Origin of the sequence: Thiomicrorhabdus sediminis (assembly GCF_005885815.1) — a bacterium.
GTDB lineage: Bacteria > Pseudomonadota > Gammaproteobacteria > Thiomicrospirales > Thiomicrospiraceae > Thiomicrorhabdus > Thiomicrorhabdus sediminis.
Map to the genome: position 1 here is coordinate 368963 of NZ_CP040602.1, position 24950 is coordinate 393912.

24 protein-coding genes are annotated in these 24950 nt (G+C 45.1%); 17 read left to right on the forward strand and 7 right to left on the reverse strand.

Translation table 11 applies throughout. The annotated features are described in order from the left end of the window. The first annotated feature begins 10 nt into the window (after nt 1-10). The 13 genes from rplF to FE785_RS01700 all read left to right on the forward strand — a co-directional run bounded on the left by rplF (nt 11) and on the right by FE785_RS01700 (nt 7835). Nucleotides 11-544, forward strand: coding sequence for a 50S ribosomal protein L6 (gene rplF, locus FE785_RS01640; protein ID WP_138563767.1), 534 nt, complete (start codon nt 11-13; stop codon nt 542-544). Between the two features lie 12 nt (nt 545-556). Next, nucleotides 557-910 (forward strand): 50S ribosomal protein L18, encoded by a 354-nt coding sequence (rplR, locus tag FE785_RS01645; RefSeq protein ID WP_138563769.1) that lies wholly within the window; start codon nt 557-559, stop codon nt 908-910. A 15-nt stretch (nt 911-925) separates the two neighbouring features. Beyond that, a complete protein-coding gene (gene rpsE, locus FE785_RS01650) occupies nt 926-1435 on the forward strand; it encodes a 30S ribosomal protein S5 (protein WP_138563771.1) in 510 nt (169 codons plus the stop codon). Nucleotide 1436: 1 nt separating this feature from the next. Next, nucleotides 1437-1625 carry a 50S ribosomal protein L30 gene (gene rpmD / locus FE785_RS01655; protein WP_138563773.1) on the forward strand — a complete coding sequence of 63 codons (189 nt, stop codon included), beginning with the start codon at nt 1437-1439 and terminating at the stop codon, nt 1623-1625. A gap of 1 nt (nt 1626) precedes the next feature. Beyond that, nucleotides 1627-2061, forward strand: a complete 435-nt coding sequence (gene rplO / locus FE785_RS01660) for a 50S ribosomal protein L15 (protein WP_138563775.1) — start codon at nt 1627-1629, stop codon at nt 2059-2061. Between the two features lie 2 nt (nt 2062-2063). Beyond that, nucleotides 2064-3371, forward strand: a complete 1308-nt coding sequence (gene secY, locus FE785_RS01665) for a preprotein translocase subunit SecY (protein ID WP_138563777.1) — start codon at nt 2064-2066, stop codon at nt 3369-3371. Between the two features lie 87 nt (nt 3372-3458). Next, nucleotides 3459-3815 (forward strand): 30S ribosomal protein S13, encoded by a 357-nt coding sequence (gene rpsM / locus FE785_RS01670; RefSeq protein ID WP_138563779.1) that lies wholly within the window; start codon nt 3459-3461, stop codon nt 3813-3815. 22 nt (nt 3816-3837) lie between these two features. Next, a complete protein-coding gene (rpsK, locus tag FE785_RS01675; RefSeq protein WP_138563781.1) occupies nt 3838-4227 on the forward strand; it encodes a 30S ribosomal protein S11 in 390 nt (129 codons plus the stop codon). Nucleotides 4228-4241: 14 nt separating this feature from the next. Next, entirely contained in the window at nt 4242-4862 is a 621-nt protein-coding gene (gene rpsD, locus FE785_RS01680) for a 30S ribosomal protein S4 (protein ID WP_138563783.1), read from the forward strand. Between the two features lie 27 nt (nt 4863-4889). Next, nucleotides 4890-5870, forward strand: coding sequence for a DNA-directed RNA polymerase subunit alpha (locus FE785_RS01685; protein WP_138563785.1), 981 nt, complete (start codon nt 4890-4892; stop codon nt 5868-5870). Between the two features lie 15 nt (nt 5871-5885). Next, nucleotides 5886-6272, forward strand: a complete 387-nt coding sequence (gene rplQ / locus FE785_RS01690) for a 50S ribosomal protein L17 (RefSeq protein WP_138563787.1) — start codon at nt 5886-5888, stop codon at nt 6270-6272. Nucleotides 6273-6328: 56 nt separating this feature from the next. Then, the gene (locus FE785_RS01695) at nt 6329-7072 is read left to right on the forward strand and encodes a TatD family hydrolase (RefSeq protein WP_138563789.1); all 744 of its coding nucleotides are present in this window, start codon (nt 6329-6331) and stop codon (nt 7070-7072) included. 19 nt (nt 7073-7091) lie between these two features. After that, nucleotides 7092-7835 (forward strand): tRNA threonylcarbamoyladenosine dehydratase, encoded by a 744-nt coding sequence (locus FE785_RS01700; RefSeq protein WP_138563791.1) that lies wholly within the window; start codon nt 7092-7094, stop codon nt 7833-7835. A gap of 76 nt (nt 7836-7911) precedes the next feature. Here the strand turns inward: FE785_RS01700 and FE785_RS01705 are convergent, their stop codons facing one another. The 4 genes from FE785_RS01705 to FE785_RS01720 all read right to left on the reverse strand — a co-directional run bounded on the left by FE785_RS01705 (nt 7912) and on the right by FE785_RS01720 (nt 12954). After that, nucleotides 7912-8223, reverse strand: a complete 312-nt coding sequence (locus tag FE785_RS01705; RefSeq protein ID WP_138563793.1) for a hypothetical protein — start codon at nt 8221-8223, stop codon at nt 7912-7914. A 167-nt stretch (nt 8224-8390) separates the two neighbouring features. Then, on the reverse strand, nt 8391-9227 hold the full coding sequence (locus FE785_RS01710; RefSeq protein ID WP_138563795.1) for a DUF2927 domain-containing protein: 837 nt from the start codon (nt 9225-9227) through the stop codon (nt 8391-8393). Nucleotides 9228-9245: 18 nt separating this feature from the next. Then, nucleotides 9246-12053: an excinuclease ABC subunit UvrA gene (uvrA, locus tag FE785_RS01715; RefSeq protein WP_138563797.1), complete on the reverse strand. Its 2808-nt coding sequence runs from the start codon at nt 12051-12053 to the stop codon at nt 9246-9248. 145 nt (nt 12054-12198) lie between these two features. After that, a complete protein-coding gene (locus FE785_RS01720; protein ID WP_138563799.1) occupies nt 12199-12954 on the reverse strand; it encodes an SIMPL domain-containing protein in 756 nt (251 codons plus the stop codon). A gap of 252 nt (nt 12955-13206) precedes the next feature. On the opposite strand from FE785_RS01720, the gene FE785_RS01725 reads away from it, so the two are divergent. Together FE785_RS01725 and ssb are read left to right on the forward strand one after the other, a co-directional pair. Next, nucleotides 13207-14598: an MFS transporter gene (locus FE785_RS01725; protein ID WP_138563801.1), complete on the forward strand. Its 1392-nt coding sequence runs from the start codon at nt 13207-13209 to the stop codon at nt 14596-14598. A 27-nt stretch (nt 14599-14625) separates the two neighbouring features. Next, a complete protein-coding gene (gene ssb / locus FE785_RS01730; protein WP_138563803.1) occupies nt 14626-15210 on the forward strand; it encodes a single-stranded DNA-binding protein in 585 nt (194 codons plus the stop codon). A 127-nt stretch (nt 15211-15337) separates the two neighbouring features. On the opposite strand, the gene FE785_RS01735 is transcribed toward ssb, so the two are convergent. After that, the gene (locus FE785_RS01735; RefSeq protein ID WP_138563805.1) at nt 15338-17770 is read right to left on the reverse strand and encodes a putative bifunctional diguanylate cyclase/phosphodiesterase; all 2433 of its coding nucleotides are present in this window, start codon (nt 17768-17770) and stop codon (nt 15338-15340) included. A 678-nt stretch (nt 17771-18448) separates the two neighbouring features. Between FE785_RS01735 and FE785_RS01740 the strand changes: the two genes are divergently transcribed. Further along, nucleotides 18449-20005 carry an NADH-quinone oxidoreductase subunit L gene (locus FE785_RS01740; RefSeq protein ID WP_138563807.1) on the forward strand — a complete coding sequence of 519 codons (1557 nt, stop codon included), beginning with the start codon at nt 18449-18451 and terminating at the stop codon, nt 20003-20005. Beyond that, nucleotides 20002-22485, forward strand: coding sequence for a YbcC family protein (locus FE785_RS01745; protein WP_138563809.1), 2484 nt, complete (start codon nt 20002-20004; stop codon nt 22483-22485). The genes FE785_RS01740 and FE785_RS01745 overlap by 4 nt, the downstream gene beginning before the upstream one ends. Before the next feature lie 89 nt (nt 22486-22574). Here the strand turns inward: FE785_RS01745 and FE785_RS01750 are convergent, their stop codons facing one another. Both FE785_RS01750 and FE785_RS01755 read right to left on the reverse strand, forming a co-directional pair. Further along, the gene (locus tag FE785_RS01750) at nt 22575-23456 is read right to left on the reverse strand and encodes a tetratricopeptide repeat protein (RefSeq protein WP_138563811.1); all 882 of its coding nucleotides are present in this window, start codon (nt 23454-23456) and stop codon (nt 22575-22577) included. Then, on the reverse strand, nt 23444-24895 hold the full coding sequence (locus FE785_RS01755; protein ID WP_138563813.1) for an aspartate kinase: 1452 nt from the start codon (nt 24893-24895) through the stop codon (nt 23444-23446). Before FE785_RS01755 ends, FE785_RS01750 begins: the two co-directional genes overlap by 13 nt. Nucleotides 24896-24950 lie beyond the last annotated feature (55 nt).

Here is a 24950-nt window from a genome sequence, read left to right on the forward strand (position 1 = left end):
GGATTAAATTATGTCTAGAATTGCAAAAGCTCCAGTGAACTTACCTGCAGGTGTAGAACTTTCTGTAAGTGGTTCTACTGTAACTGTTAAAGGTTCTAAAGCATCACTGACTAAAGAATTCAACGAGTCAGTTGTTATTACCAATGACAATGGCGTTGTGACTTTCACACCAGTTGATGGTGCAGCTAACGGTTGGGCGCAAGCAGGTACTGCTCGTGCGATTGTTAACAACATGGTTGTTGGCGTAACTGATGGTTTTGAAAAGAAATTAGAACTAGTCGGTGTTGGTTACCGTGCAAAAGCAGCTGGTAAGGTTCTTGATCTTACTCTAGGTTTTTCGCACCCTGTTCAGCATGAGTTACCTGAAGGTATCACTGTTGAAACACCATCACAAACTGAAATCCTTGTAAAAGGCGCAGATAAGCAAGTTGTTGGTCAAGTTGCTGCAGAAATCCGCGCGTACCGTCCACCTGAGCCTTATAAAGGTAAGGGTGTTAAGTATGCTGATGAGCGCATTTTACGTAAAGAAGCTAAGAAGAAATAAGGCTGAGTCGATATGGATAAGAAAACAGCTCGTCTTCGTAGAGCTAAAAAGACTCGCGGTAAAATTGCTGAACTTAAAATGCCAAGACTTTGCGTGCACCGTACGTCTCAGCATATCTATGCTCAGTTAATTGCTGCTAATGGGTCAGAAGTTATTGCTTCAAGCTCTACTGTTCAGGCAGACGTTAAAAAAGCTATCAGTAACACTGGTAATAAAGATGCTGCAGCTGCAGTTGGTAAAGCGATTGCTGAAAAAGCAAAAGCAGCTGGCATTACTGCCGTTGCTTTCGACCGTTCTGGTTTCAAATATCACGGTCGTATCCAGCAGTTAGCAGAATCAGCCCGTGAAAACGGTCTTGAATTTTAAAAGTAAGGATAAATTATGTCTTCACGTGAATTACAAGACGGACAAGATGGCTTGATTGAAAAGTTAGTAAACGTTCGTCGTGTTGCTAAAGTTGTTAAAGGTGGTCGCATCTTTTCATTCTCAGCACTTGCAGTAGTAGGTGATGGTGAAGGTAAAGTAGGTTACGGTAGCGGTAAAGCTAACGAAGTGCCTGTTGCGATCAAAAAAGCAATGGAACAAGCACGCCGTAACATGAAAGATGTTCACCTGGTTGACGGTACTATCCAGTACCCAATCAACTTCAAACAAGGTGCAGCTAACATTGTTATGCTTCCAGCCTCTGAAGGTACTGGAGTTATCGCCGGTGGTGCGATGCGTGCAGTACTTGAAGCAGCTGGTGTACACAACGTATTATGTAAGTGTGTAGGTACTACACGTCCAGTTAACGTTGTTCGTTCTACGGTTAACGCGCTTTCAGGAATGAACTCTCCTGAGTATATCGCGGCTAAGCGTGGTAAAACAGTTGATCAAATTTTAGGTGAGTAAGATGTCAGATAACAAAACAGTCAAAGTGACTTTGGTTAAGAGCACTATCGGGCGCTTACCAGCTCACAAAGCTTGTGTATCTGGTCTTGGTCTGAGAAAGATGCACCAAACAGTAAGCGTTATTGATACTCCAGAAAATCGTGGAATGATCAATAAGGTTTCCTATTTGCTTAAGGTAGAGGAAGCATAAGATGCAGTTAAATACTCTAAGCCCTGCTGAAGGTTCAAAGCCTTCTAAGAAGCGTGTAGGACGTGGTCAAGGTTCTGGCTGGGGTAAGATGGGTGGCCGTGGTCATAAAGGTCAGAAGTCTCGCTCTGGTGGTATGCCGAAAATCGGATTTGAAGGTGGTCAGATGCCACTACAGAGAAGATTGCCTAAAGTAGGTTTCTCTTCTCGTAAATCTGCATTCGTTACTGAGATCCGTCTAGACACTTTATCGCGAATTGATGCGGACATCATTGATGTTGCGGCATTGAAAGCTGCCGATGTAATCGGCGATAAAATTAAAGTTGTTAAGGTTATAAACTCTGGTGAAGTAACCAAAGCACTTAAATTGTCAGGAATTAAGACAACTGCTGGTGCTAAGGCTGCGATCGAAGCGGCCGGCGGTTCAGTAGAAGCTTAATTATGAATAGTTCTGTTGCATCAGGTATGGGTGATTTGAAAAACAAAATTTTATTTGTTTTAGGTGCTCTAATCGTTTATCGATTAGGGACTCATATCCCTGTACCATCAATTGATCCAGTTGCTCTGGCAGCAATGTTTGAACAGCAAAAGGGTACCATTTTAGACATGTTTAACATGTTCTCGGGTGGTGCCCTTGAGCGTTTATCCATCTTTGCTTTAGGTATCATGCCTTATATTTCGGCATCGATTATTATGCAGTTACTAACGGTGGTTTCACCTACGTTGGAACAGCTTAAGAAAGATGGTGAAGCTGGGCGTCGCAAAATCACCCAGTACACCCGTTACGGGACTGTGGTGCTTGCGACATTCCAAGCCTTAGGTGTTGCGATTGCACTGGAATCTCAAAACGTAAACGGTATGGCCGTTGTAATTGATCCGGGTCTGATGTTTAAGATCACGGCAGTCATTACATTGGTTGGTGGAACCATCTTCTTGATGTGGCTTGGTGAGCAGATCACTGAGCGTGGTATTGGTAACGGTATTTCGTTGATTATCTTTGCCGGTATCGTAGCGGGTCTTCCATCAGCACTTGGCGGTACTTTTGAACAGGTAAACACTGGTGCGATGCATGCTATTACAGTATTCATCCTATTGGCGTTAGTTTTTGCGGTCATCGCGTTCGTAGTATTTGTAGAACGTGGTCAGCGTCGAATTCCTGTTCATTACGCACAGAAGATGCGTGGACGTAAGCTATATGGCGGTCAAGAGTCACATCTACCGCTTAAGCTTAATATGGCCGGAGTGATTCCTCCTATCTTTGCTTCCAGCATTATCCTGTTCCCAGCCTCTTTAGGTGGTTGGTTTGGTTCTGCGGAAGGTCTAGGGTGGTTGAAGGACATCGCAACGACGATGTCACCTGGTCAGCCTCTATATATCTTCTTGTATGCAATGGCTATCATCTTCTTCTGTTTCTTTTATACAGCGATTGTTTTCAATCCAAAAGAGACAGCGGATAACTTAAGAAAATCAGGTGCCTATTTACCAGGTATCCGCCCTGGTGCGCAGACAGCTCGTCATATTGACACTATTATGGGTCGACTAACTTTAGCCGGTGCCATTTATATCACTGCTGTTTGTTTGTTACCGGAATTCTTAATTTTGTATTGGAACGTTCCATTCTACTTCGGTGGAACTTCACTACTGATCATAGTAATCGTGGTGATGGATTTTATGACTGCCATACAGGCACAAATGCAATCTAATCAGTATGAAAGCATGATGAAAAAAGCAAATTTAAAGGGTAGATAACTAATCTAGTTATATATCTGGTATTTAGGTAGAAAGACGTGTATAATTGCCCGTTTTTCAGTAGATCGAATTAATAGGGAGCGCAACATGGCTCGTATTGCCGGCGTAAACATTCCAGTAAACAAGCACATTGTTATTGGATTGACTTCAATCTACGGGATTGGCTCAACTTCTGCACAGAAAGTTTGTGCAGCTGTAGGTATTGAGCCAAGCACGAAGGTTCGAGAGCTAACTGAAGATCAGTTAGAAGCACTTCGTTCAGAAGTTACAAATTATACAATCGAAGGTGATCTTCGTCGTGAAGTATCTATGAATATCAAGCGTTTGATGGACATGGGTTGCTACCGAGGAATTCGCCACCGTCGTAGTCTGCCACTTCGCGGACAGCGTACAAAGACTAATGCACGTACTCGTAAAGGTCCTGTAAGACCTATTAAGAGATAACGCAAAATTGCGAGATTAGAATATGGCAAAAGCAAATTCGCGTGTTAAAAAGAAAGTAAAACAGGTCGTAACTGATGCAGTTGCGCATGTTCATGCTAGTTTTAATAACACAATTGTGACTATCACAGATCGTCAAGGTAACGCACTGTGCTGGGCAACTTCAGGCGGTAGCGGTTTCCGTGGTTCTCGTAAGAGTACACCTTTCGCTGCACAGGTTGCTGCAGAACGAGCTGGTCAAATGGCTCACGACTATGGTGTTAAGAACATGGAAGTAATGGTTAAAGGTCCAGGACCTGGCCGTGATTCTGCTGTTCGTGGTTTACATAGTGCTGGTTTCAAGATTACATCAATTTCTGATGTAACTCCGATTCCTCACAATGGTTGCCGTCCACCTAAGAAACGTCGCGTTTAATATTTGAGGTTAACATGGCTAGATATATTGGTCCAAAGTGTAAACTTGCTCGTCGTGAAGGTACAGATCTTTTCCTAAAAAGCGGTGTTCGTAGCATCGAATCTAAGTGTAAGATCGATCAGCTACCTGGTCAGCACGGTGCAGGACGTAAGCGCGTAACAGAATACGGCTTACAGTTACGTGAAAAACAAAAAGTTCGTCGTATGTATGGCGTACTTGAAAAGAAATTCCGCCTTTATTATAAAGAAGCGGATCGTCGTAAGGGTTCAACAGGTGTTAACCTTTTACAAATTCTTGAGAGCCGTTTAGATAACGTTGTTTATCGTATGGGCTTCGCTGCTACACGCGCTGAAGCACGTCAGTTGGTTTCTCATAAAGCTGTAATGGTAAACGGTCAATCAGTTAACATTCCTTCATTTGAAGTGAATGCTGGTGACGTGGTTTCAATTCGAGAGAAGTCTCGTAACCAATCTCGTATCGCGACTGCATTAGAAATTAATGCACAGTCAGGTACAGTAAGCTGGGTTGAAGTTAACAAGTCTGCGTTTGAAGGTACATTCAAGAATGTTCCTGATCGTTCAGATCTATCTGCTGATATTTCAGAAAACTTAATTGTTGAGCTTTACTCTAAGTAAACTTTGATACTACGGAGATAACTTCTAATGCAAGAGATGTTGGAACAGTTGTTAACACCACGCTTAGTTGATATTGATAGAAAAAGCCCGTTCCACAGTCGTGTAACTCTTGAGCCGCTAGAGCGCGGCTTTGGTCACACACTGGGGAACGCATTGCGCCGTATTCTATTGTCATCTATGCCAGGTGCGGCTATTGTTGAAGCCCAGATTGATGGTGTTGTACACGAATACTCTTCAATTGAAGGTGTAAGAGAAGACGTTTTGGCGATTCTTTTAAACCTTAAAGAAGTTGCAGTGAAACTGAATGCCAGCGATAGCGCTGAGCTAACACTGAATAAGAAAGGGCCAGCTGTTGTTCGCGCTTCTGACATCGTGCTTAACCACGATGCAGAAATTGCCAACCCGGATCACGTGATTGCTCACGTATCTGAGGGTGCAGAATTGAACATGACTCTAAAAGTCGAAACAGGTATGGGTTACCGTGCAGCACAAGCTGATAATGATACTCAAATCGGTGTTTTACGTTTAGATGCAAGTTTCAGTCCGGTACACACAGTAAGTTACGAAGTTCAGAACGCTCGTGTAGAGCAGCGTACTGATCTAGACAAGTTAATTCTTGATGTTGTAACTGATGGTACCCTTGATCCAGAAGATGCGATCAAACAAGCCGCGACGGTTCTACATTATCAGCTTAATGCTTTTGTTGATCTTAAGCATAAAGAAGTTGTTGCTCCGGAAGAAGAAGAGAACGAATTCGATCCGATCTTCCTACAGCCTGTTGATGATTTAGAGTTAACAGTCCGTTCAGCTAACTGTTTGAAAGCAGAACAAATCTATTATATTGGTGATTTAGTACAACGAGCTGAGCCTCACCTACTAAAAACACCAAACTTAGGTAAGAAATCTCTGCAAGAAATCAAAGATGTTCTTGCGCAAAGAGGTTTGAGCTTAGGTACTAAATTAGAAAACTGGCCGCCAGCAAGTTTGGTTAGTAAAGAGTCAGCATAATATAAGGAAGCTATCATGCGTCATGGTAAAACAGGTCGTAAGTTAAATCGTAACAGCTCACACCGTAAGGCAATGTTTAAAAACATGTCTGCTTCACTTATCGAACATGAAGTGATTCGTACTACGGTTGCTAAGGCTAAAGAACTTCGCGGAGTTGCTGAGCCTTTAATTACGCTGGCTAAACAAGACAGCGTTCATAACCGTCGTACTGCGTTTGCGCGTTTAGGCGATAAAGCAGCAGTTGGTAAATTATTCTCTGAGATTGGTCCTCGTTACCAAGATCGTCCAGGTGGATACATCCGCATTCTAAAATGTGGTTTCCGCCCAGGTGATAATGCACCAATGGCAATTGTTGAATTGGTTGATCGTCCGGTCAGCGATTCTGCAGAAGCTGCTGAGTAATAAAGAAGCCGGTTTATACCGGCTTTTTTTATATCTGAATTTTCTCCATTGCCGCTATGTTTGATACCCACTGTCATCTCAATAGCCTCTATGCATTATCCGCTTCTGAACTGTCTTCTTGTCTTAATTCGAAGCACTATTATTTAGCCGTTTCTAGCAAACAATCCGATTGGGATTCGACATTGGCGTTTTCACGTGCACATGAGCTTGTTATGCCCGCATTAGGCATTCACCCATGGTTTGTGTCATCTCATGACGTGAATGTTCTGACTGAGCTAGAAGTTCGCCTGCAAACCAATGAGGTTAATGCATTGGGTGAGATAGGCTTGGATTTCCAAAAAAAATACATAGCTGATAAGTCAAAACAGCTGGAATTCTGCCATTATCAATTAGCGCTTGCCGAGCGTTATCGCTTGCCGGTTTCATTACATATCATTAAAGCTCACAATGAGGCATTGGCATTACTCAAACAGTTTAATGTTACAGGTGTAGTACACGGTTTGGGTGCAAGCACCCAAATTGCTCAGAGCTATCTTTCCTTAGGTTTCAAAGTCGGCATCAATGGTGTGTCTTGTCGCAGTAATGCACGCCGTTATCATGAATTGATCGATTTCTGCGGTATTGATAATTTAGTTTTGGAAACCGATTTTCCTAACATTATCTTGCCTGAGCACAATCGTGCGGCGTTATCTGATATAAAAATCATTGCTGATCTCATTGCCAAAAGGTTACAGCTTGATTACCTACAGGTCATTGCAAAAACCGATTATAATGCTCGACAAATTTTCCTAAACACATAATCTTCTATGTAGGTCATTTATGGATATTAACAACCCGCTTTTTGAACGCAGTCGCCTGGTTTTTGATGATGCAGGCATTCAGGCCTTGGCTGATTCTCATGTCTTACTTGCCGGAGTTGGCGGTGTCGGTGGGTTTGTTGCCGAGGCGTTAGCACGTGCCGGGGTTGGCGAATTGACCTTGGTTGATCATGATGATGTTGCACCTTCCAACAAAAATCGCCAAATCGTTGCCCTGGATAATACGCTTGGACAAAACAAAGCACAAGTTATGGCAGAGCGCATAGCTCAGATAAACCCAAACTGTAAGGTTCATATCAATAACAGCTTCTTAACCCCGGAAATGATGGAGCCTTTGTTGATGACCGAATTCGATTATGTGATTGACGCTATCGATAGTCTTAATTGCAAGGTCGCGCTGGTAGCAACCGCGTATAAAATGAAACGTCCGGTGGTGTCGAGTATGGGTGCAGGCCGTCGCATTGATCCAGCTAAAATCGCTTTGTCTGATATCTCTAAAACCCATGGCTGTGCTTTAGCGCGCAATATGCGTCAACGTTTAAAAAAACAGGGCATTAAAAAAGGCGTGATGACGGTATTTTCCAGTGAAGTGCCTAAAGAGCCGGGTCCTATGGAATCGATTCAGGGTGCGCGTGGACGTGTCGTTAACGGTACAGCGAGTTATATGCCGGGTATTTTTGGCTTGATGTTAGCGGGTTACGTTATTTCCGCTTTGGCAAGTCAGGCTCAGACTAATCATCAGTAAACTAAGATTATCATTATCTTCAGATGTCTATCCATAAAAAAATGGATGTAGCGGCGTTTTATTCTTACGGCACCTGTTAATTCAGGTAACGTGCTATGTAGTTGATGACATTTTCAGACTGGCATCCTTGGTTAAGAATGATCTGATTTGCATGCCTTTCAAAAGAAAGCTGGTAAGAATTAAAAAGTGTTTCCAGTTCCATTTTGTCAGTCAGGTGTAAGCTGTTTTTAATGTCTTCAAGTGCCTGTTTTCTTGCTTGACTGAGTTTGTCTTGGTAGTGGTGATGTTCGCGTGAACTCAGGTGGATATTGCACTTTTTAATGATTTCTCCTGCAACAGCGATACGACTATGCTGGAGCACGTTGTTACCGGCGAATGCTTGAGCCAAAATCAGGTTGCAGAATGTGAATAATATTAGAGCGTTTTTCATTTGAGTGATTTATTAAGTGGTTAATAAGTATATGTGCTTAATGTATCACTGTTCTTATGAAAATAGTACCTTTTTCAATTAGAGTTTTTTATGGTTTATAACAAATATAACTTGGGTCTAATGGGCTATTCTAGATAGGCATTCAAGCCACCTTTATTCACCAGATGTTGGGCATTGTCGATAATGCCTTGTTGCTGCAATTGGGTAATAATCGCTTTGATAATTGGTTGGCTACGCTTGCGTGACATGCCGGCTTTGATCTGTCGGTCATATAAAATGGTCAAAAACAGATAGTCCAAGCCGGTCAGTAATTCAATTTTGCTGACATCATTGGCGATACTTGGATTGACCCAGTCTGAATCGTTCGGTAATCCCATCACCTGGGTGGTTTCCTCAACAATACAAGAGACCAATAGCCCCTTGCTGAACAAATGATCAACCGGTAAAACAATTTGTGCTTCACTAATGGCGTCAGAATGTGTTTTAAAACTGCCCATACAATGACTCTCACGGGCGATATTGCTGACATTTGAGCTGGTGAATTGGCGAATAACTTGGTTGTAATGGCGATCCCGAGTGATATGGATTAATAGGTTGGCTTTGTGTTTGCCGCTAGGTTGGATGTTATGTTTGGTGATTTCGGCCAAATGCTTTAGGTGAATGGAAAAAAGGTTTTCCACCATCGTATTTTGCGGCAGGTCATGATATTGAAACCGGTAATAGATCGGTTGCTGCCATTTGAGAATCCGTTGTGCGGTAGAGCGGTATTCGTTTTTTAGCGCAATCTCGTTGAAAGCCTTAAGGATATAGGTCGGCGATTGCCACTCGTCGAGGTTTTGTGCTTGAGCAGCATTGTCAAGTGGAAGGCTAATACAAATCATTAACAGCGCTAAGAGAAAACAGTCGGCCATCCGCTTGCGTATTTTCGGTTGAATAAAGAACTGAAAAGCCGACTGTTTCATAACATCACCTCTTAAGCGCTAGAGCAGCTTTTTTAAGTAGTGTCCGGTATGTGATTGTTTGCTGTTGGCAACTTCTTCCGGGCTACCTTGAGCGATAATCTGTCCACCGCCGGAACCGCCTTCAGGCCCCAAGTCGATTACCCAGTCGGCGGTTTTAATCACATCGAGGTTGTGTTCGATAATGACAATGGTATTGCCCTGGTCGCGTAAATGGCGAATCACCTTTAACAGCAGTTCAATATCGTGGAAGTGTAATCCGGTAGTCGGTTCATCAAGAATATACAGTGTATTACCGGTATCACGTTTGGACAGCTCTTTAGCTAGTTTAACGCGCTGTGCTTCACCACCGGAAAGCGTGGTCGCGCTTTGCCCGAGTTTGATATAACCCAGACCCACCTCAATCAACATCTGCAACTTACGCGCAATCACCGGAATCGAATCGAAAAACGCTCGCGCGTCTTCAACGGTCATCTCCAGAATTTCGTGGATGTTTTTGCCTTTATATTGAATCTGTAATGTTTCACGATTATAGCGCGCGCCATGACAAACATCGCAAGGTACATAGACGTCCGGTAAGAAATGCATTTCCACCTTAAGGACGCCGTCCCCCTGACAGGCTTCGCAACGTCCACCTTTGACATTGAAACTGAAACGCCCCGGTGTATAGCCGCGCGCGCGCGATTCAGGCGTTGCCGACAGCAATTCACGAATCGGGGTAAATAGGCCTGTATAGGTCGCCGGGTTGGAACGTGGTGTGCGCCCGATGGCCGATTGGTCGATATTCACCGATTTATCAAAGTGCTCAAACCCTTCTACCGATTTATAAGGTGCGACATTAAGCTGGGCGCCATTTAATTGATTGGCTGCTAGTTTGCTTAGGGTGCCGTTAATCAAGGTTGATTTTCCCGAACCGGAAACCCCCGTGACACAGGTAAGCAGTTTGGCAGGAATGTTCAGTTCGACATCTTTTAGGTTGTTGCCGCTAGCCCCCTTGATGGTCAGCCACTTATCTTTTTCAGGCGATAAACGCTCTTTGGGAACTTCAATCTGGCGAATGCCTTTAAGAAACTGTCCGGTCAAAGAGTCGGGGTTGTCGGTAACTTGCTGTGGCGTACCCGATGCCATAATGCGACCACCATGAATCCCGGCGCCTGGGCCTATATCAAGGACGTAGTCTGCCGCACGAATGGCATCCTCATCATGTTCAACAACTATGACCGTATTGCCTAAGTCGCGAAGATGGGTCAAGGTCGCCAACAGGCGGTCGTTATCACGTTGGTGTAGCCCGATAGACGGTTCATCAAGTACATACATAACGCCGACCAAGCCGGCACCGATTTGCGAGGCCAGGCGGATTCGTTGCGCCTCACCACCGGATAGGGTGTCGGCACTCCGGCTCAACGTTAAATAATTCAAGCCGACATTGACCAAGAAAGTCAGGCGATCATGCACCTCTTTAATGATCTTGCTGGCGATTTCGCCTTTGGCGCCGGACAAACTCAGGTTGCTGAAGATTTCATGCAGCTCGCCAACCGGTAACTCGGTTAAAGACGGTAGGCTATAATCATTGATAAAGACATGACGCGCGGCTTGATTGAGGCGTGTACCCTGGCAGCTAGGACAAGGCGTGGTGACACGATATTTTTCCAGTTCCTCACGTACCGCACGGCTTTCGGTCTCGGCAAAACGACGTTCCATATTCGGGATGACGCCTTCAAAGCGGCGCGTGTCGCTGTATTTGCCGTGCGGTAACGGAATTTTCTCACGACCGGAACCGAACAAAATGATTTTACGTTGTTTTTCTTCCAGTTCTTGCCAAGGGGTTTCAATATCGAATTGATAATAATCCGCCAGCGCTTTCAGTAGGTCGTAATAATATTTATGACGGCGGTCCCAGCCTCGAATCGCGCCACCGGCCAAGCTCAGTTCGGCATGGGTGATGACACGGTTTTCATCAAAACTGTCTTTCAACCCTAGGCCGTCACAAGTCGGGCAGGCGCCATGCGGGTTGTTGAAAGAGAAAATACGGGGTTCGAGCTCCGAAACAGAGTAACCGCAATGTGGACAGGCGAACTTTTCCGAAAACAGCAGCTCGAAATCATCGTCTTCATCCATTGGCAGCACTTTGGCAATCCCTTCGGCGAGACGCAAGGCCGTTTCAAACGATTCGGCCAAACGCTGTTTCAGGTCGTCACGTACCTTAAAGCGATCGACAATGACTTCGATATCATGTTTTTTGTTTTTATCCAGCTCGATCGAACCATCCAGCTCACGGATTTCGCCATCGATACGGGCACGGATAAACCCTTGCGCCTGCAACTCGTCGAGTAGCTGATGATGTTCGCCTTTTTTGCCACGGATAATCGGTGCGATCAACAGGCATTTAGTGCCTTCTGGCAAGGTTAGGGTGTGGTCGACCATCTGGCTGACGGTTTGCGCTTCCAGATCACAGTCATGTTCCGGACAGCGGGGCGTTCCGGCGCGGGCAAACAGCAAGCGTAGGTAATCGTAGATTTCGGTGACCGTACCTACGGTAGAGCGTGGATTGTGAGATGTGGATTTCTGCTCGATGGAAATCGCCGGTGACAGTCCCTCGATATGGTCAACATCGGGTTTTTCCATTACCGATAGGAATTGACGCGCATAGGCGGAAAGCGATTCGACATAGCGACGCTGGCCTTCGGCGTAGATGGTGTCAAACGCGAGAGAGGATTTCCCCGAGCCGGACAGGCCGGTAATCACAATCAATTTGTCGCGCGGCAATGTCACATCAATGTTTTTTAGATTGTGAGTGCGCGCACCGCGAATAACAATTTCTTCGAGCATAGAATTCAAAACCCTAAATTGGTTGCAAAGCCGCCATTATAGCAAGAATTGCATTTTAAGAGGCCAATCTATCTATTAATTCAAATGCTTAGCACAAGCGTTTTCGCCAATAGAGTAAAGCATAAGCGGGCTTTGCAGGCTTGTTTTAGTAATGCAAAATCATGCTGCCGTTTAAAGTGATGGTGATCTCACTTTGTCCGCTTTCTATAACCGGCGCACTACGGGTGGCAAAACTGGCTACATCGGCTTGTGCCATTACCGCCCGTGGTTGAATAAAGGGTTGGTTCTGACGGATTTGGGTATTGGTGATTTGGAAACTCTGTGCGCCAAAGTCCTCGGCGATGCTTTGCGCTTGTTGACGGAACTTGGCAATTGCTTGGCTTTGCAATTTTTTCAACACCTGCTCACGACGTTGGTCGGAAACCGAAAAGTGCATCGATTGGTAATTGAGAATATCTTGTAAGCGTTCAACGGCTTTGAGTAGGTCAGGATTATTTTCCATGGCAAGGCTCAATACCTGTTTACCACGCCAGTTTTTGATGGTCTGTTTGACATAGACAGGGTAGACCGAATAATGCTCGGTTTTGCTGATGATCTGCGGATACTTTTGCAATACACGCATTGCCGATTGTATTGTACGGTTAATATCGCGTGTGACTTCTTGAGCACTGCCACCTTCGGCGACACTGTTAAAACGGATGATCAGTTCGTCATTATCAACCTGAGTTTTTTGCTGTATCTCAAAATGAACACGGTGGCTGCTATCAAGCGAGGTTTCGCTGGCCCAAACATGAGAGGTTTGCATCATGCCCGCCACAAACAACACAAGGCCGCTAATTAATAGCTTCAAGTGTGTTGAGCGTTCTGGGAATAAACCTGTTTTCTGGATTGAAGAGGTCATGCTCGTTCTCCTTAGTCATTCGATACTTTCGGTCAGCCGTTTATAGTATGCAAGGCTCTTGGGTTTGAGTTTGATTATATACCTTAGTAAATCCAATAGAGCAGGATAAAGTGGTATAATTTTGCGCTATTGTTTTTATCTGCAAGCCCGTTGCTTTCTGTTCTGTTCTAAAGCCTATTATCGATGGCTAATGATATAAAACTGTGACGAAATATTTACTGCTAACTTAATAATGTTTGACCTGTATTATTCATGATTTTAGAAAACCCTGACAAGATGCATCCCAACGAAAAGCGTGCGGCGCTATCGATTGCCGGTATTTTTTCCACACGTATGCTCGGCCTGTTTATGATTTTTCCGGTTTTTGCGCTGTTTGCCGAAACCGAATTTGAAAATATCACCGGGCTGCAAATCGGTATCGCCATTGGTATCTACGGCCTGACGCAAGCGTTGCTACAAATTCCATATGGAATGCTGTCGGATCGTTTCGGGCGTAAGCCGCTGATTATTGTCGGTATGCTGGTGTTTATGTTGGGGTCGGTGGTTTGCGCTCTGGCCGATTCGATAGAGATGATGATTATCGGCCGTGCCTTGCAGGGAATGGGTGCGGTGGCCGCGGTATTAATGGCTTCGGTTGCCGATTTGGTCACCGAACAGTTCCGTTTGCGCGCCATGTCGATTGTCGGCATGACCATCGGCTTGTCGTTTACCTTATCGTTGATTGCCGGGCCTTTATTGGCAAGCTGGTTTGGTGTTCGGGGTATCTTCTGGGTCACCGCCGTATTGGCGATTATCGGCATGTTGTTGGTTTGGTTTGCCATGCCCGCCATTAAAAAACAGAGTTTTCAGCGTGAAGCCGAAGCGGTGCCGAGTGATTTTCTGGCCATTTTGAAACATACCCAGTTATTACGTTTGGACTTGGGTGTTTTTGTATTGCATGCCATTTTGACGGCAATGTTTATCGTTATTCCTCTGAGTTTGAGAGACTCGGGTGGTTTAATCAGTACCGAACATTGGATGATTTACCTGCCGGTGATGTTGCTGTCGTTTGTTTTGATGGTGCCGTTTATTATTCAAGCGGAAAGTAAAGGGCGCATGAAGCAGGTTTTTGTGGGCGCCATTGCCACCATTTTATTGATGCAGCTTGCTTTTATGACCGAGCAGAGTTTCTGGAGCCTGTTTTTCTGGCTGTTAATCTTTTTTACCGCCTTTAATTTATTGGAGGCTTCGTTACCGTCTTTGGTGGTCAAGTTGTCACCGGCGGATAAGAAAGGAACCGCTAGCGGAATCTATTCAACTAGTCAATTTATCGGTGCGGCAGTCGGTGGTGTTTTAGGCGGATATTTTTATCAGCATTATGGTTATAATGGGGTATTTGAATTTACCGCAGTGCTGGCGGCGATCTGGTTGATTGTAGCCTATAGCATGGAAAAACCATTGCCTTTAAGTATCGCCTCGGTGCCGATTTCACCGATAAGCGAAGCCGATGTCGAGTCGATTACCGAACAGCTGCTGGCTTATGATGGTATCTATGAAGTGGTGGTGATTGTCGAAGAGCAAAGAGCTTATTTTAAAATCGACAGAACCCAGGTAAATGAAGTAGCATTAATAGACTATATCGAAAATAGTCAGCAGACCAATTAATCTTAGAGATGGAAAGAGAGAGAATTTATGCGTGGTGTCAATAAAGTCATTTTGGTGGGAACCCTTGGCGCAGATCCAGAGGTCAAATATGCAGCCAATGGTAATGCTATCGCCAATTTAAGTGTTGCGACCAGTGAAGAGTGGAACGACAAAAGCACTGGGCAGAAGCAGCAGAAAACCGAATGGCACCGTGTTTCCATGTTCGGCAAACTGGCTGAAGTGGCTGGTCAATATCTAACCAAAGGTTCTCAGGTTTACCTTGAAGGTAAATTGCAGACGCGTAAGTGGCAAGATCAAAATGGTCAGGATCGTTACACCACCGAAGTGGTATTGAGCGGCTTTGACGGTAAGATGGAAATGCTTGGCGGTGGCGCTAATGCACGTCAGAATGATGGTGGTTTCAATCAGATGCCGCAGCAGCAAGCTCCACAACAGAACCGAGCTAATCCAGCTATGCAGCAGCCAATGGGGCAGCAAGGCGGTTTCAATCAAGCGCCACAGCAAGGTATGCAGCAGAATGTTCAGCCAATGGGAGGGCAGCAGCCGGTCCAGCAGCAACAGGCTCCGGCTTATATGCCTAATGATTTTGAAGACGATGATGTGCCGTTCTGATTGCGACAATACTGTTAATTGTTAAGTTAACGTTTGCATACTCTTACAAAAACCTGCCTTAGAGCAGGTTTTTTATGTCTAAGAAAAAATAAATGTTACTGTTGATAATAAAACTCAAAAGCCCCGTTTAATCGGGGCTTTTTTGATTTGCCTTGTTGGGTTTGAGTGATGCAATGTTATTTAGCCACTCTTGGTAGGGCTGTGGTTTGTGAAATAGGTAACCTTGGTAAAGTTCACAGCCGAGGCTAGCAAGAAAATTATGTTGTGTTTGGGTTTCCACGCCCTCCGCCACCACGGTATATCCCAAATGATGGGCCATGGCCAGAATGGTTTGTATCAAAGCGGAATCATTGGCATCATCGGGAATGTCATTGACGAAACTTTTGTCAATCTTAAGCTCATTCAAAGGCATGCGTTTCAGGTACGACAATGATGAGTAACCGGTACCAAAGTCATCGATGGAAAAGCGGATGCCGAGATCGGCGAGTGTTTGCATGTCGGCAATCACTTTTTGAGGTTGCTGTATTAACAGGCTTTCGGTAATTTCCAATATCAGGTGTCGAGGATCGGCGCCGCTTTCAGCCAGCACTTGTTTGACAAAATCGATAAACCCGGCTTGTTGAAAATGTTGTGCGCTGATATTGACCGAAAGGCTAAAAGCGGACGCCGCAAAGGGCAATTGGCTAAGAGTTTGGCAAGCCTTGGACAGAACCCATTCGCCAATTTTCACAACTTGCCCCGTCTCTTCCGCCAGCGGAATAAAATCATCAGGAGGAATAAGTCCTTTTGTGGGGTGCATCCAGCGAACCAGACATTCAGCACCAATCATGGTTCCCTCTTTATCAACCTGTGACTGAAGGTATAGCTCGAGCTCATCATTTTGTAAAGCATTACGCAGTTCCTGCTCCAGCGTAAAGCGCTCGGTGATGCGATCGTGCATTTCGTGTTCGAAAAAAATCAGCGTATTGCGACCGTTTTGTTTGGCACGATACATGGCAATATCGGCTTCTTGCAAGATTTCATTAAAGTTTTCGCTGTCCTTCGGGAACACGGAAACCCCTATGCTCGCGGTGATTTGACAATTATGTTGATCGATATTTATCGGTTCTGCCAACGCAACGCGTAATTCTTCAGCGATAGACATGGCGGCAATGGCGGCTTTATTTTGGTCGGTTGACAGAGATGGCAATAAAGCAACGAATTCATCGCCGGCAATTCTCGATACGGTGTCTGTCTTGCGTAGCCGCGAGCTTAAACGTTGGGCAACTTTTTTAAGGAGTTCATCGCCCATACTGTGACCATAGACATCATTGATGTTCTTGAATTTATCCAGGTCGATGAAAAGCACGGCACCAAAATCATGGTAGCGTTTCGATGTGGCCAGGCTTTTATTGAGAAAATCCTCGAACAACAAACGGTTTGGCAACCCGGTGAGTTGGTCGTGATAGGCCAGTCGTTCGACCTGTTGATCATGCTGCTTGCGTTCGCTAATGTCTCGTGATGAGCAAAATATCAAGCGTTTTTCATCTTGTTCGACAGGCACTAAACTCAATTCGATATCGAGCAAAGAGCCGTCTTTACGCTGATGCACTGTTTCAAACTGCAAACGTTCATTCTGGTAACTGTACTCTTTCAACATGCCAAGCAATTCTTGCGGATCGAAAAAGACATCCCACTGGGTAACGTTCATGCCCATGATCTGGTCTCTTGAGTAACCGAGCATTTCACAAAACGAGTCGCTCGCCTCTTGAATATTTCCTTGTGCATCGAGAATATGAATGCCGTCACTGGCGCTGCGCAGAAACGCCAGGTTCTTTTCCGCTTCTCTTTGCAGTTGTTTCAGTGCGACACTGCGTTGCACCGTTAATCTATGTGAGAAGATCAACCCCAGAGCCATTAAAAAGAGAGTGATACCAACCAGCAGATTGGAAATGATCAAATCAATCTGATGGGATGTTTTCGCCAGTGAGAAACTGAAGGCTTCTTCCAGTGGTGTAATATCGGCATTGATGCTGTCTAGTTTCCAGATGAATTCTGTTTCTTCATTGATTGACAGTCTTTTTGATGAGAGTTTGTGGTGGATCTCTTTACCCAGCACGAGGGTCTGTATGACATATTGATCTGCATCAGTCCAGATCTCAATTGGCTCTTTCATCAGCGGAGTTTCACTGAAATAGCGAAATAGAAAGATCATATTTGGAATATCCGTCGAATGATTTCTTCCTTGAACAAAGCCTTCGTATGCGGTTTTGAGATCAGGTTCTGCCTGTTGCAGAGCAATACGGGCTTTCATATCACCAAGAGGAATATTTATTTGCGTTAGAAATTCTTCATAATCTTCGTTCGATTTGCTATGCAAGTAATTAATCAAAGAGATATGTGCTTGTTTTTGCGCTTTCGAATAGAGACTTTCCCCGGCTACATAGGCACGGACAGCGGTCATGATTTTCAAACTGAACAGGGTCGCGCCAAGCAGTACGATAATGATGAGCAGAAACGGCCAAACAGTCTGGATTAGTAAGCGGTTAGTCGACTTAGGTTTGTTCGGTCCATAGATCACAGTCTAACCCCTTCTTTAGAAATAAGGATGATGGTTGCCTATCGTGGGGTATATCACCCCGTTTCGCTCAATGGTATCGACGGGCTTGTACGAGTTTGTTATATCACAAGTCTCTGTTATTGCTTGAGTCTGTTGATATTGGAATAGTTCATCTGCTTTATACAGAAGTGACAACGTTATCCGCTAGATGAGTAATGGATTGTCTCTATTTATAGATTAAAAATCAATAGCATGGTGTTTTGAATACGTATGAATTAGGGGGCAACAATGTTAGCGGAGCTAGATTGTTGTTGCTATATTAGCTAAGCCATAGAGTCAGAATGTTTTTTCAAGTTTGAATGGTTGATACGGCTGGTGGAAGCCTATGCTTAAGGGATTGAAGAGGTGAATAAGTTTGGCGGTTGAGTTGAAGCATGATTGTCGGTTTGTAGATATCTATTCACAAATATTTATCAACTGGTTGCTTAGATAACCAATGTATAGTGATAAAACCCTAAAACTTGTAAAAGTATTTGAATTTATCTATAGGTTATATACGGATTCCCAATTTTTCATTATCAAAATGTTCATCTAATATAAGCGCATAGTAAAAAACTATGTATTGAAACAAATAACAACTTAAGTATTGGGCGGGCTCTTTAATTAGGGAACGTCGAATAGTATCTAAGGGAAATAGTTATGGATATGCAAATGATAGGTAACTTTATGTTGCTGCTAATACCGCTGGCGTTTTTTGTTAGTGCTTTGGCGAACGAGCGTAAAGCAAACTGGAAATTAGCAATCAGAGTCAGTTTATTAGGTCTTTCTTTGACTGCGGTCATGGCGATTGCGGTTATCTTGGGAGTGTTCAAGCTTGGGCAGGCAGGTTCATGGTTCGGGCCGTCTGAAATGAGCTTGGTGATGCTTGGGTTGGTGAATTTCATTGCCTTTGTCAATATTCGTTATTCAAGCCGTTATATGGCAGGTAATAAAGAAGAAGAGAAGCGTTATCTGCGTTGGTTGCAGCTGGCTTTAGGTAGTGTTGCCATGGTGGTAATCAGTAACCATATGTTGGTTTTCATTATTGCCTGGATTGCCATCAGTACCAGCTTGCATCAATTATTGATCTTTTTCCCACACCGTCAGCGTGCGGTTTTGGCCGCGCACAAGAAGTATATCTTTGCGCGCCTGGCTGAGTTGTTCCTGTTGATTGCGATGGTGATTCTTTATTTTGAGCACGATACTTGGTTTATCAGCGAAATCTATCAAAAGGTAACCGCTGCGGGTGAACTGAATGCCTTGGATCAATTTGCGGTAATGTTATTGGCGATTGCGGCCTTGATTAAATGTGCTCAGTTACCGTTGCATGGCTGGTTGATTCAGGTGGTTGAAGCGCCAACACCGGTTTCGGCTTTGTTGCATGCCGGTATCATCAATCTAGGTGGTTACCTATTAATCACCTTTGCACCTTTGATTGTATTGTCGAATGCGGCGCAATGGGTGCTATTGATTGTCGGTGGTTTAACAACCGTTTTGGCGGCATTGATTATGATGACGCGCGTTTCGGTAAAGGTGCGTTTGGCTTGGTCGACCATGTCGCAGATGGGGTTGATGTTGGTTGAGTGTGCCTTGGGGATGTTCCACTTGGCGCTATTGCACCTGATCGCTCACTCTTGCTATAAAGCCTATGCTTTCCTGAACTCCGGTTCGGAAGTGGAGTCAAGCATGAAACGAGGGTTATCGAAGTCGATTGCGCCAAGTCGTAAAGACTGGTGGGGCGCGGCGATCTTCTCATTGACGATTGTCATCGGTTTGATTGCAGTGGTCGGTATTGAAGCGCCTTATAGCCCGTGGCTACTGTTTGCCATCGCCTTGACCCTGTTGATTGCCGAACGTCGAGGACGCATGAGTGCCGGTTCGGTATTGGGTATGGCCGGTCTTGCTACCGTATTATTGATTGCCTATAGCCTGCAAAAAGACGGTGCCGGATTCATTGTTTCAGGCTTGCCGACCACAGTTGGCTGGCACGGTGACTTATGGATGGCCTTCCTGTTTGTAATGTTCTTTGCCGGTTATATCATCTTGCGTTATCACGTTGATAATCCGCGCATGATGAAAGTACGCCGTGCCTTCTATGCAGGTTTCTATCTAGATGAATTTATGACGCGCTTGAATTTGCGTGTCTACCCAACTCGTTTACCGGTGAGATTCAAGCCGAAGAAATTGGAGATTCCAAAAGAGGAGTTCTATCAATGAGTAACGCAACAACACAGACAGTAAATGCGAATGAAGTACAGATGACTTCAGCTTTGACAGAAACACAATTAACCAAATTGAATGCCGCTTGCGGGCGTATTGCTCCGACCTGGCCATTGGATGAGTTGATTGCGGTCAACCCTTGGTGGGAAATGCGTCACCTGCATATTTCCAAAGTTTCGGCTAAATTAAGTGCCTTGTCGCAAGCGCATTGTTTGATGCCGAAAACCTATTTCCAGGAAATTTGGCTGGAAAGCTTGCAGCCTGAGCATTTGCAAAAAGCCATTCAGGTCATGGGAGTGGATTATACGGTTGAAAGCCTAGAACGTTATTTATTGGAAGAAGATGAATATTCGCACTGGCATAATGTCAGTGATTTTGTCGACAGTGGCCCGGATCGTAAATACAAGATGGCTTGGCGTGATGAAATCACCCACCAGATCAGTCAGTTTTGTGCCGACTTCTTCCGTTTGAAAGCAGAAAAAGCCAGTTACGGTGAAACCTATAAAGGCTTGTATCAGGAATGGTTGGCGACAACCCGTCAGGATAAGGGGATCGAGATTCTGATGGCCGAAGATGGCCTGACCGAAAACTTCGATGATTTACCGGATTCTGCCGAAGAGCTGTTGGCGCAGGCATTGCACGACTTGAATGTCAGCGAAACGGAGCTGGCCGATTACGCACACGCATTGTTACTGGATGTTAACGGTTGGGCATCATGGGTTGCCTATTTGCGTTGGCAGGATCGCCTTAACGGTGCCGATAACAATCTGATGTTAGATTTTCTGGCGATTCGTGTCGCTTGGGATTGGGTGCTTTGGCAACACCAGAAAGAGACCGACCGTGCAGTATTCAATGAGCTAAAAGTATTGTGGCGTCATCAGATGAATATGTTGCCTGAATTGATTGCCGCGCATGAAGCTTCTCAAGCCAAGGCTTGGGTATGGCAGCGTGCGGCGGAAATCGCCTATCAGCGCAATCTGCATCAGCAGCTGGTGGCTCAGGATCAGGCGGCAGCATCAAACGAAGCTGAAACAGCGCAGCCATTGCTGCAAGCGGCGTTCTGTATCGATGTACGTTCTGAAGTCATGCGCCGTGCTCTGGAAACGCAAGATAACCGTATCGAAACACTAGGTTTTGCCGGATTCTTCGGCTTGCCGATTGAATATCACCCGGTGGGAACGGAATCTTCGCGTCCGCAATTACCGGGGTTATTGAAGTCTTCGATTACCGTGCGTCCGGTGATTGAGGGTGAAGTTCAGCAAAAAACCTCTTATGCCTTGAATAATAAGGCGCGCTGGACCGAATGGGGTTATGCTCCGCCGGCAACATTCAGTATGGTTGAATCAACCGGTTTGCTTTATGCCTTCAAAATGCTGAGAAATACCTTGTTCCCGAACGACCATGCGCATCCGATCAACGACCTGCCAACTTCTGACCAGTTCGAGTTAAGTCAGAATGAAACGCCTTTGAGTGTTGAGCAGAAGGTTGATTTGGCTGCCGGTATCTTGCACGCAATGGGCTTGGATCAAAATCTGGCAAAGACCGTTCTTTTAGTCGGTCACGGCAGCTCAAGCTGTAACAACCCGCATGCTGCTGGTTTGGACTGCGGTGCTTGTGGGGGGCAAACCGGTGAGATCAACGTGCGTGTATTGGCGTTCTTGTTGAATGACAAGGAAGTTCGTGCCGGTTTACAGGCGAAAGGTATCGAGATTCCGGAAGATACCCAGTTCGTCGGTGCGATGCATAATACCACGACCGATGAGTTCACTTGCTATGCTTGGCAGGATGAAGACGGCCAAGTCAGCGAATGGCTGGCGGGTGCAACGCAATTGGCGCGTCAGGAACGTGCCATTCGTCTTGGCTTGGATGATATTGAGGGCGATAAGCTGCATCAGAGTATTATCAAGCGTTCTAAAGACTGGTCGCAGGTGCGTCCGGAGTGGGGTTTGTCGAACAATGCCGCTTTTATTATCGCGCCGCGTCAGCGTACTAAGGGTCTGAATCTGGATGGTCGTTCGTTCTTGCATGATTACGATTATGAGCAGGATGAAGACCTGTCATTACTGACATTGATTATGACAGCACCGATGGTGGTTACCAACTGGATTAACCTGCAATACTATGCGTCGGTTTGTGATAACCATGTTTACGGTAGCGGTAACAAGGTATTGCACAATGTCGTCGACGGTTCGATTGGTGTGTTTGAAGGTAATGGTGGCGATCTGCGTATCGGTCTGCCGATGCAGTCATTGCATAATGGAGAGCAGTGGATGCATGAACCGTTGCGTTTGAGTGTCTATATCGATGCGCCAAAAGAAGCGATTGCCGAGATTGCCGCCGAACATGAGGTGGTACGTCAGTTGATTGATAATGAATGGTTATACTGTTTCCACTGGGGGCGTGATGGTGCCATTGAGCGTTATCTGAATCGTAACTGGCGTCCGCAACAGTCGACCGGTAAGAAACCCGTACTTTAATCGGTATCGAGCAAGTAAAAACCCGCCTAATGGCGGGTTTTTTATTTTAAGCACTCAATATAAGAGCCTGGCTTATGGGCAGAAAATAATTAATCCGCATCAATATGTAATAGCTCTTTAAAACGGGGTAAATCCTTGAGGCTGATAAAGGCCGAGTCATTGAGCACTTCTTCGGCTTGAACATCAGAGTCTTTCAAGGCCAATTCCAAGTAGTCCAATGCCTCATTAGGTTGATCCATTAAGGCATAGGCGCCAGCCATTTGGTAATAGGCGTGGCGATGTTCAGGTTCGATTTCCAGAGCCCTTTGACACAGGTTGATCGCCCATTGTGGTTCATCCATTTCCAAAGCGGCGTCGGCTTTATAAGTCAGTGCTTCGACATTTTCCGGGTCCATGGCAAGAATCTGGTCATAAATCTTGATACGGTTATTGGTCAAGGTTTCTTGACCGGCTTTCAGCCAGAGACTATGGATATCCTGATGCTGTGAGATCTGCTTATGTGCATTGCTCAAACCTTTCGATTTGCGATGCAGTTCCTCTTCAAGTTTCGCCAAGCGTTCCTCGTAGACATCGATGACTTCGCTGACTTTTGCATCGGCAAGATTGTGCACCTTGTCTTTGATGTCACGAATCGAATTCCAGCCCAATAACACCAATACCGAACTGATACCGGCAATCAGATAGAAAAAATAGGTGACTGTATCGGTCGCATAACCGACTGCACGGGTGGTCAAACCGATATCACGATTGGTAATCTCTTTGGTCAGGTCGACATGAAGATTATTCATATCGGTACGCAAGATTTTTAGTTCATCAAGTACATAACGCTCTATAAAAGGGTTATAGATCGGCTCTTTGATGTTTTCTACATCTTGGGTCTGTTTGTTGTGCAGCGTTTCTGCCGCATAACCGCCAATAGGGACCAACAATAACAGTGTCGACAACCATAAAGATAAACCTAGTGCTCGCATATTGCGCTCCCATGATTATGCACTTCAATTAAGTTCTTATGCATCGCCGAGATGGTTTTCTCGTAGTCTTGTTCGCTGACAAAGAACTGCATTTCAACTTGTCGGGTATTTTGATGAATCGCCTCAATATTGATATCTTGTTGATAAAGCGCCTGCACCGCCGTGTGTAAAAAGCCTTTGATGCGCATATCACTGCCCATTGCTGAAGCCAAAGCGACTTTGCTGGTTTGAATACTGGCAGATGGTAATAGATTTTGCAGTTGCTTTTTCAGACGGTTCACTTTTTTCAGCGAGTCGTTCAGATAAAGCGTAATGGTGTTGGCATTGAAGTCTTTATTAATCAAGTCGCATTTCAAACGATCGGTGATATCTAAAATCTGACGCTCGTATTGAGTTTGTTCTCCCATCATTTCCGGATCGAAAATCTCCACCGCAATCAAACGCGATAAACCGGCGATAATCTCAACTTGTGGGTTGTCGCTACGGTAGTCCTCGGTAATTAATGTACCGTGGTGCTCCGGTTCAAAGGTGTTTTTGATGCGCAAAGGAATTTGAGCCTGGCGCAGGCCTTTTGCCGCTTTAGGGTGAATCGCCTCCATGCCAAGATTGGCAAGTTGGTCGGCGATGTCATAATTGGTTCGACCAATCGGCACCACATTGTCTTCACCGACTAAGCGCGGGTCGGCACTGCTCAAATGGTATTCCTTATGGATCACCGCTTCGCTGGCATTGCATAAAACGGCAATACGACTAAAGGTCATTTCACTGTAACCACGATCATAGGTTTTCATCAAATGTTCGGTACAGTGGGTATAACCGGTAACGATCGGCAGTTCTTTATCCAAGTCGATATTGGCAAATTTCTCTTTGATGACATCATCCATCGGCTGTGGTGAATCGCTTTGCCAGCCGGTTAAATCGACAAAACGCGCATTGATGCCGGCATTGTTAAGCAGTTCACTTAGGTTGTAGGCACTGTGTGCTTCACCTAAGCTGGCAAGCAGTTCTCGAACCGTGAGCAGGTGTTCGGTCAACGAGAAATGACCGTGGGTGCACAGGTCCTGCAGATAGCTCAACAGCTGTTCGGTTTCTTGAATGCGCTGATTGATAAATGCATTGGCTTTCACTAGCGTCGGGGGATGATCAAATAGGGTGGCATTGATCTCATTGAGTTTATTGCCTAGCTCTTGCAGAGCCACTTGCCAATTAGCATCGGTATCATCATTGGCAAATAGCCCGTAAACGCCTGGCTTACCGGATTTTTTATGTTCCAGCAGGTCATTGGTAACGCCGCCATAGGCTGACACCACAATAATTCTGCGGTAAGGGTTTTCAGGGTAGAGAATAATGTTGTCACGCACCGCTTGGTAATCGGACATCGAGGTGCCACCAATCTTCTCAACACTGAGTGGGGTACTGGTAGGAGTTTTTTCAGACATGATCTTTTAGTATTTTTTTGTGAATGGATTGAGCAAGCGTGGTTCAAACGCTTGC

Excerpts from the sequence above, each read along its gene's own strand:
- FE785_RS01710 (WP_138563795.1), bottom strand. The coding sequence starts at position 9,227 with ATGAAACAGTCGGCTTTTCAGTTCTTTATTCAACCGAAAATACGCAAG.
- FE785_RS01695 (WP_138563789.1), top strand. The coding sequence starts at position 6,329 with ATGTTTGATACCCACTGTCATCTCAATAGCCTCTATGCATTATCCGCT.
- rplF (WP_138563767.1), top strand. The coding sequence starts at position 11 with ATGTCTAGAATTGCAAAAGCTCCAGTGAACTTACCTGCAGGTGTAGAA.
- rpsD (WP_138563783.1), top strand. The coding sequence starts at position 4,242 with ATGGCTAGATATATTGGTCCAAAGTGTAAACTTGCTCGTCGTGAAGGT.
- FE785_RS01750 (WP_138563811.1), bottom strand. The coding sequence starts at position 23,456 with ATGCGAGCACTAGGTTTATCTTTATGGTTGTCGACACTGTTATTGTTG.
- rpmD (WP_138563773.1), top strand. The coding sequence starts at position 1,437 with ATGTCAGATAACAAAACAGTCAAAGTGACTTTGGTTAAGAGCACTATC.
- FE785_RS01755 (WP_138563813.1), bottom strand. The coding sequence starts at position 24,895 with ATGTCTGAAAAAACTCCTACCAGTACCCCACTCAGTGTTGAGAAGATT.
- uvrA (WP_138563797.1), bottom strand. The coding sequence starts at position 12,053 with ATGCTCGAAGAAATTGTTATTCGCGGTGCGCGCACTCACAATCTAAAA.
- FE785_RS01720 (WP_138563799.1), bottom strand. The coding sequence starts at position 12,954 with ATGACCTCTTCAATCCAGAAAACAGGTTTATTCCCAGAACGCTCAACA.
- rpsK (WP_138563781.1), top strand. The coding sequence starts at position 3,838 with ATGGCAAAAGCAAATTCGCGTGTTAAAAAGAAAGTAAAACAGGTCGTA.
- rplQ (WP_138563787.1), top strand. The coding sequence starts at position 5,886 with ATGCGTCATGGTAAAACAGGTCGTAAGTTAAATCGTAACAGCTCACAC.
- rplR (WP_138563769.1), top strand. The coding sequence starts at position 557 with ATGGATAAGAAAACAGCTCGTCTTCGTAGAGCTAAAAAGACTCGCGGT.
- FE785_RS01740 (WP_138563807.1), top strand. The coding sequence starts at position 18,449 with ATGGATATGCAAATGATAGGTAACTTTATGTTGCTGCTAATACCGCTG.
- secY (WP_138563777.1), top strand. The coding sequence starts at position 2,064 with ATGAATAGTTCTGTTGCATCAGGTATGGGTGATTTGAAAAACAAAATT.
- rpsM (WP_138563779.1), top strand. The coding sequence starts at position 3,459 with ATGGCTCGTATTGCCGGCGTAAACATTCCAGTAAACAAGCACATTGTT.
- rpsE (WP_138563771.1), top strand. The coding sequence starts at position 926 with ATGTCTTCACGTGAATTACAAGACGGACAAGATGGCTTGATTGAAAAG.
- FE785_RS01745 (WP_138563809.1), top strand. The coding sequence starts at position 20,002 with ATGAGTAACGCAACAACACAGACAGTAAATGCGAATGAAGTACAGATG.
- rplO (WP_138563775.1), top strand. The coding sequence starts at position 1,627 with ATGCAGTTAAATACTCTAAGCCCTGCTGAAGGTTCAAAGCCTTCTAAG.
- FE785_RS01700 (WP_138563791.1), top strand. The coding sequence starts at position 7,092 with ATGGATATTAACAACCCGCTTTTTGAACGCAGTCGCCTGGTTTTTGAT.
- ssb (WP_138563803.1), top strand. The coding sequence starts at position 14,626 with ATGCGTGGTGTCAATAAAGTCATTTTGGTGGGAACCCTTGGCGCAGAT.
- FE785_RS01685 (WP_138563785.1), top strand. The coding sequence starts at position 4,890 with ATGCAAGAGATGTTGGAACAGTTGTTAACACCACGCTTAGTTGATATT.
- FE785_RS01725 (WP_138563801.1), top strand. The coding sequence starts at position 13,207 with ATGATTTTAGAAAACCCTGACAAGATGCATCCCAACGAAAAGCGTGCG.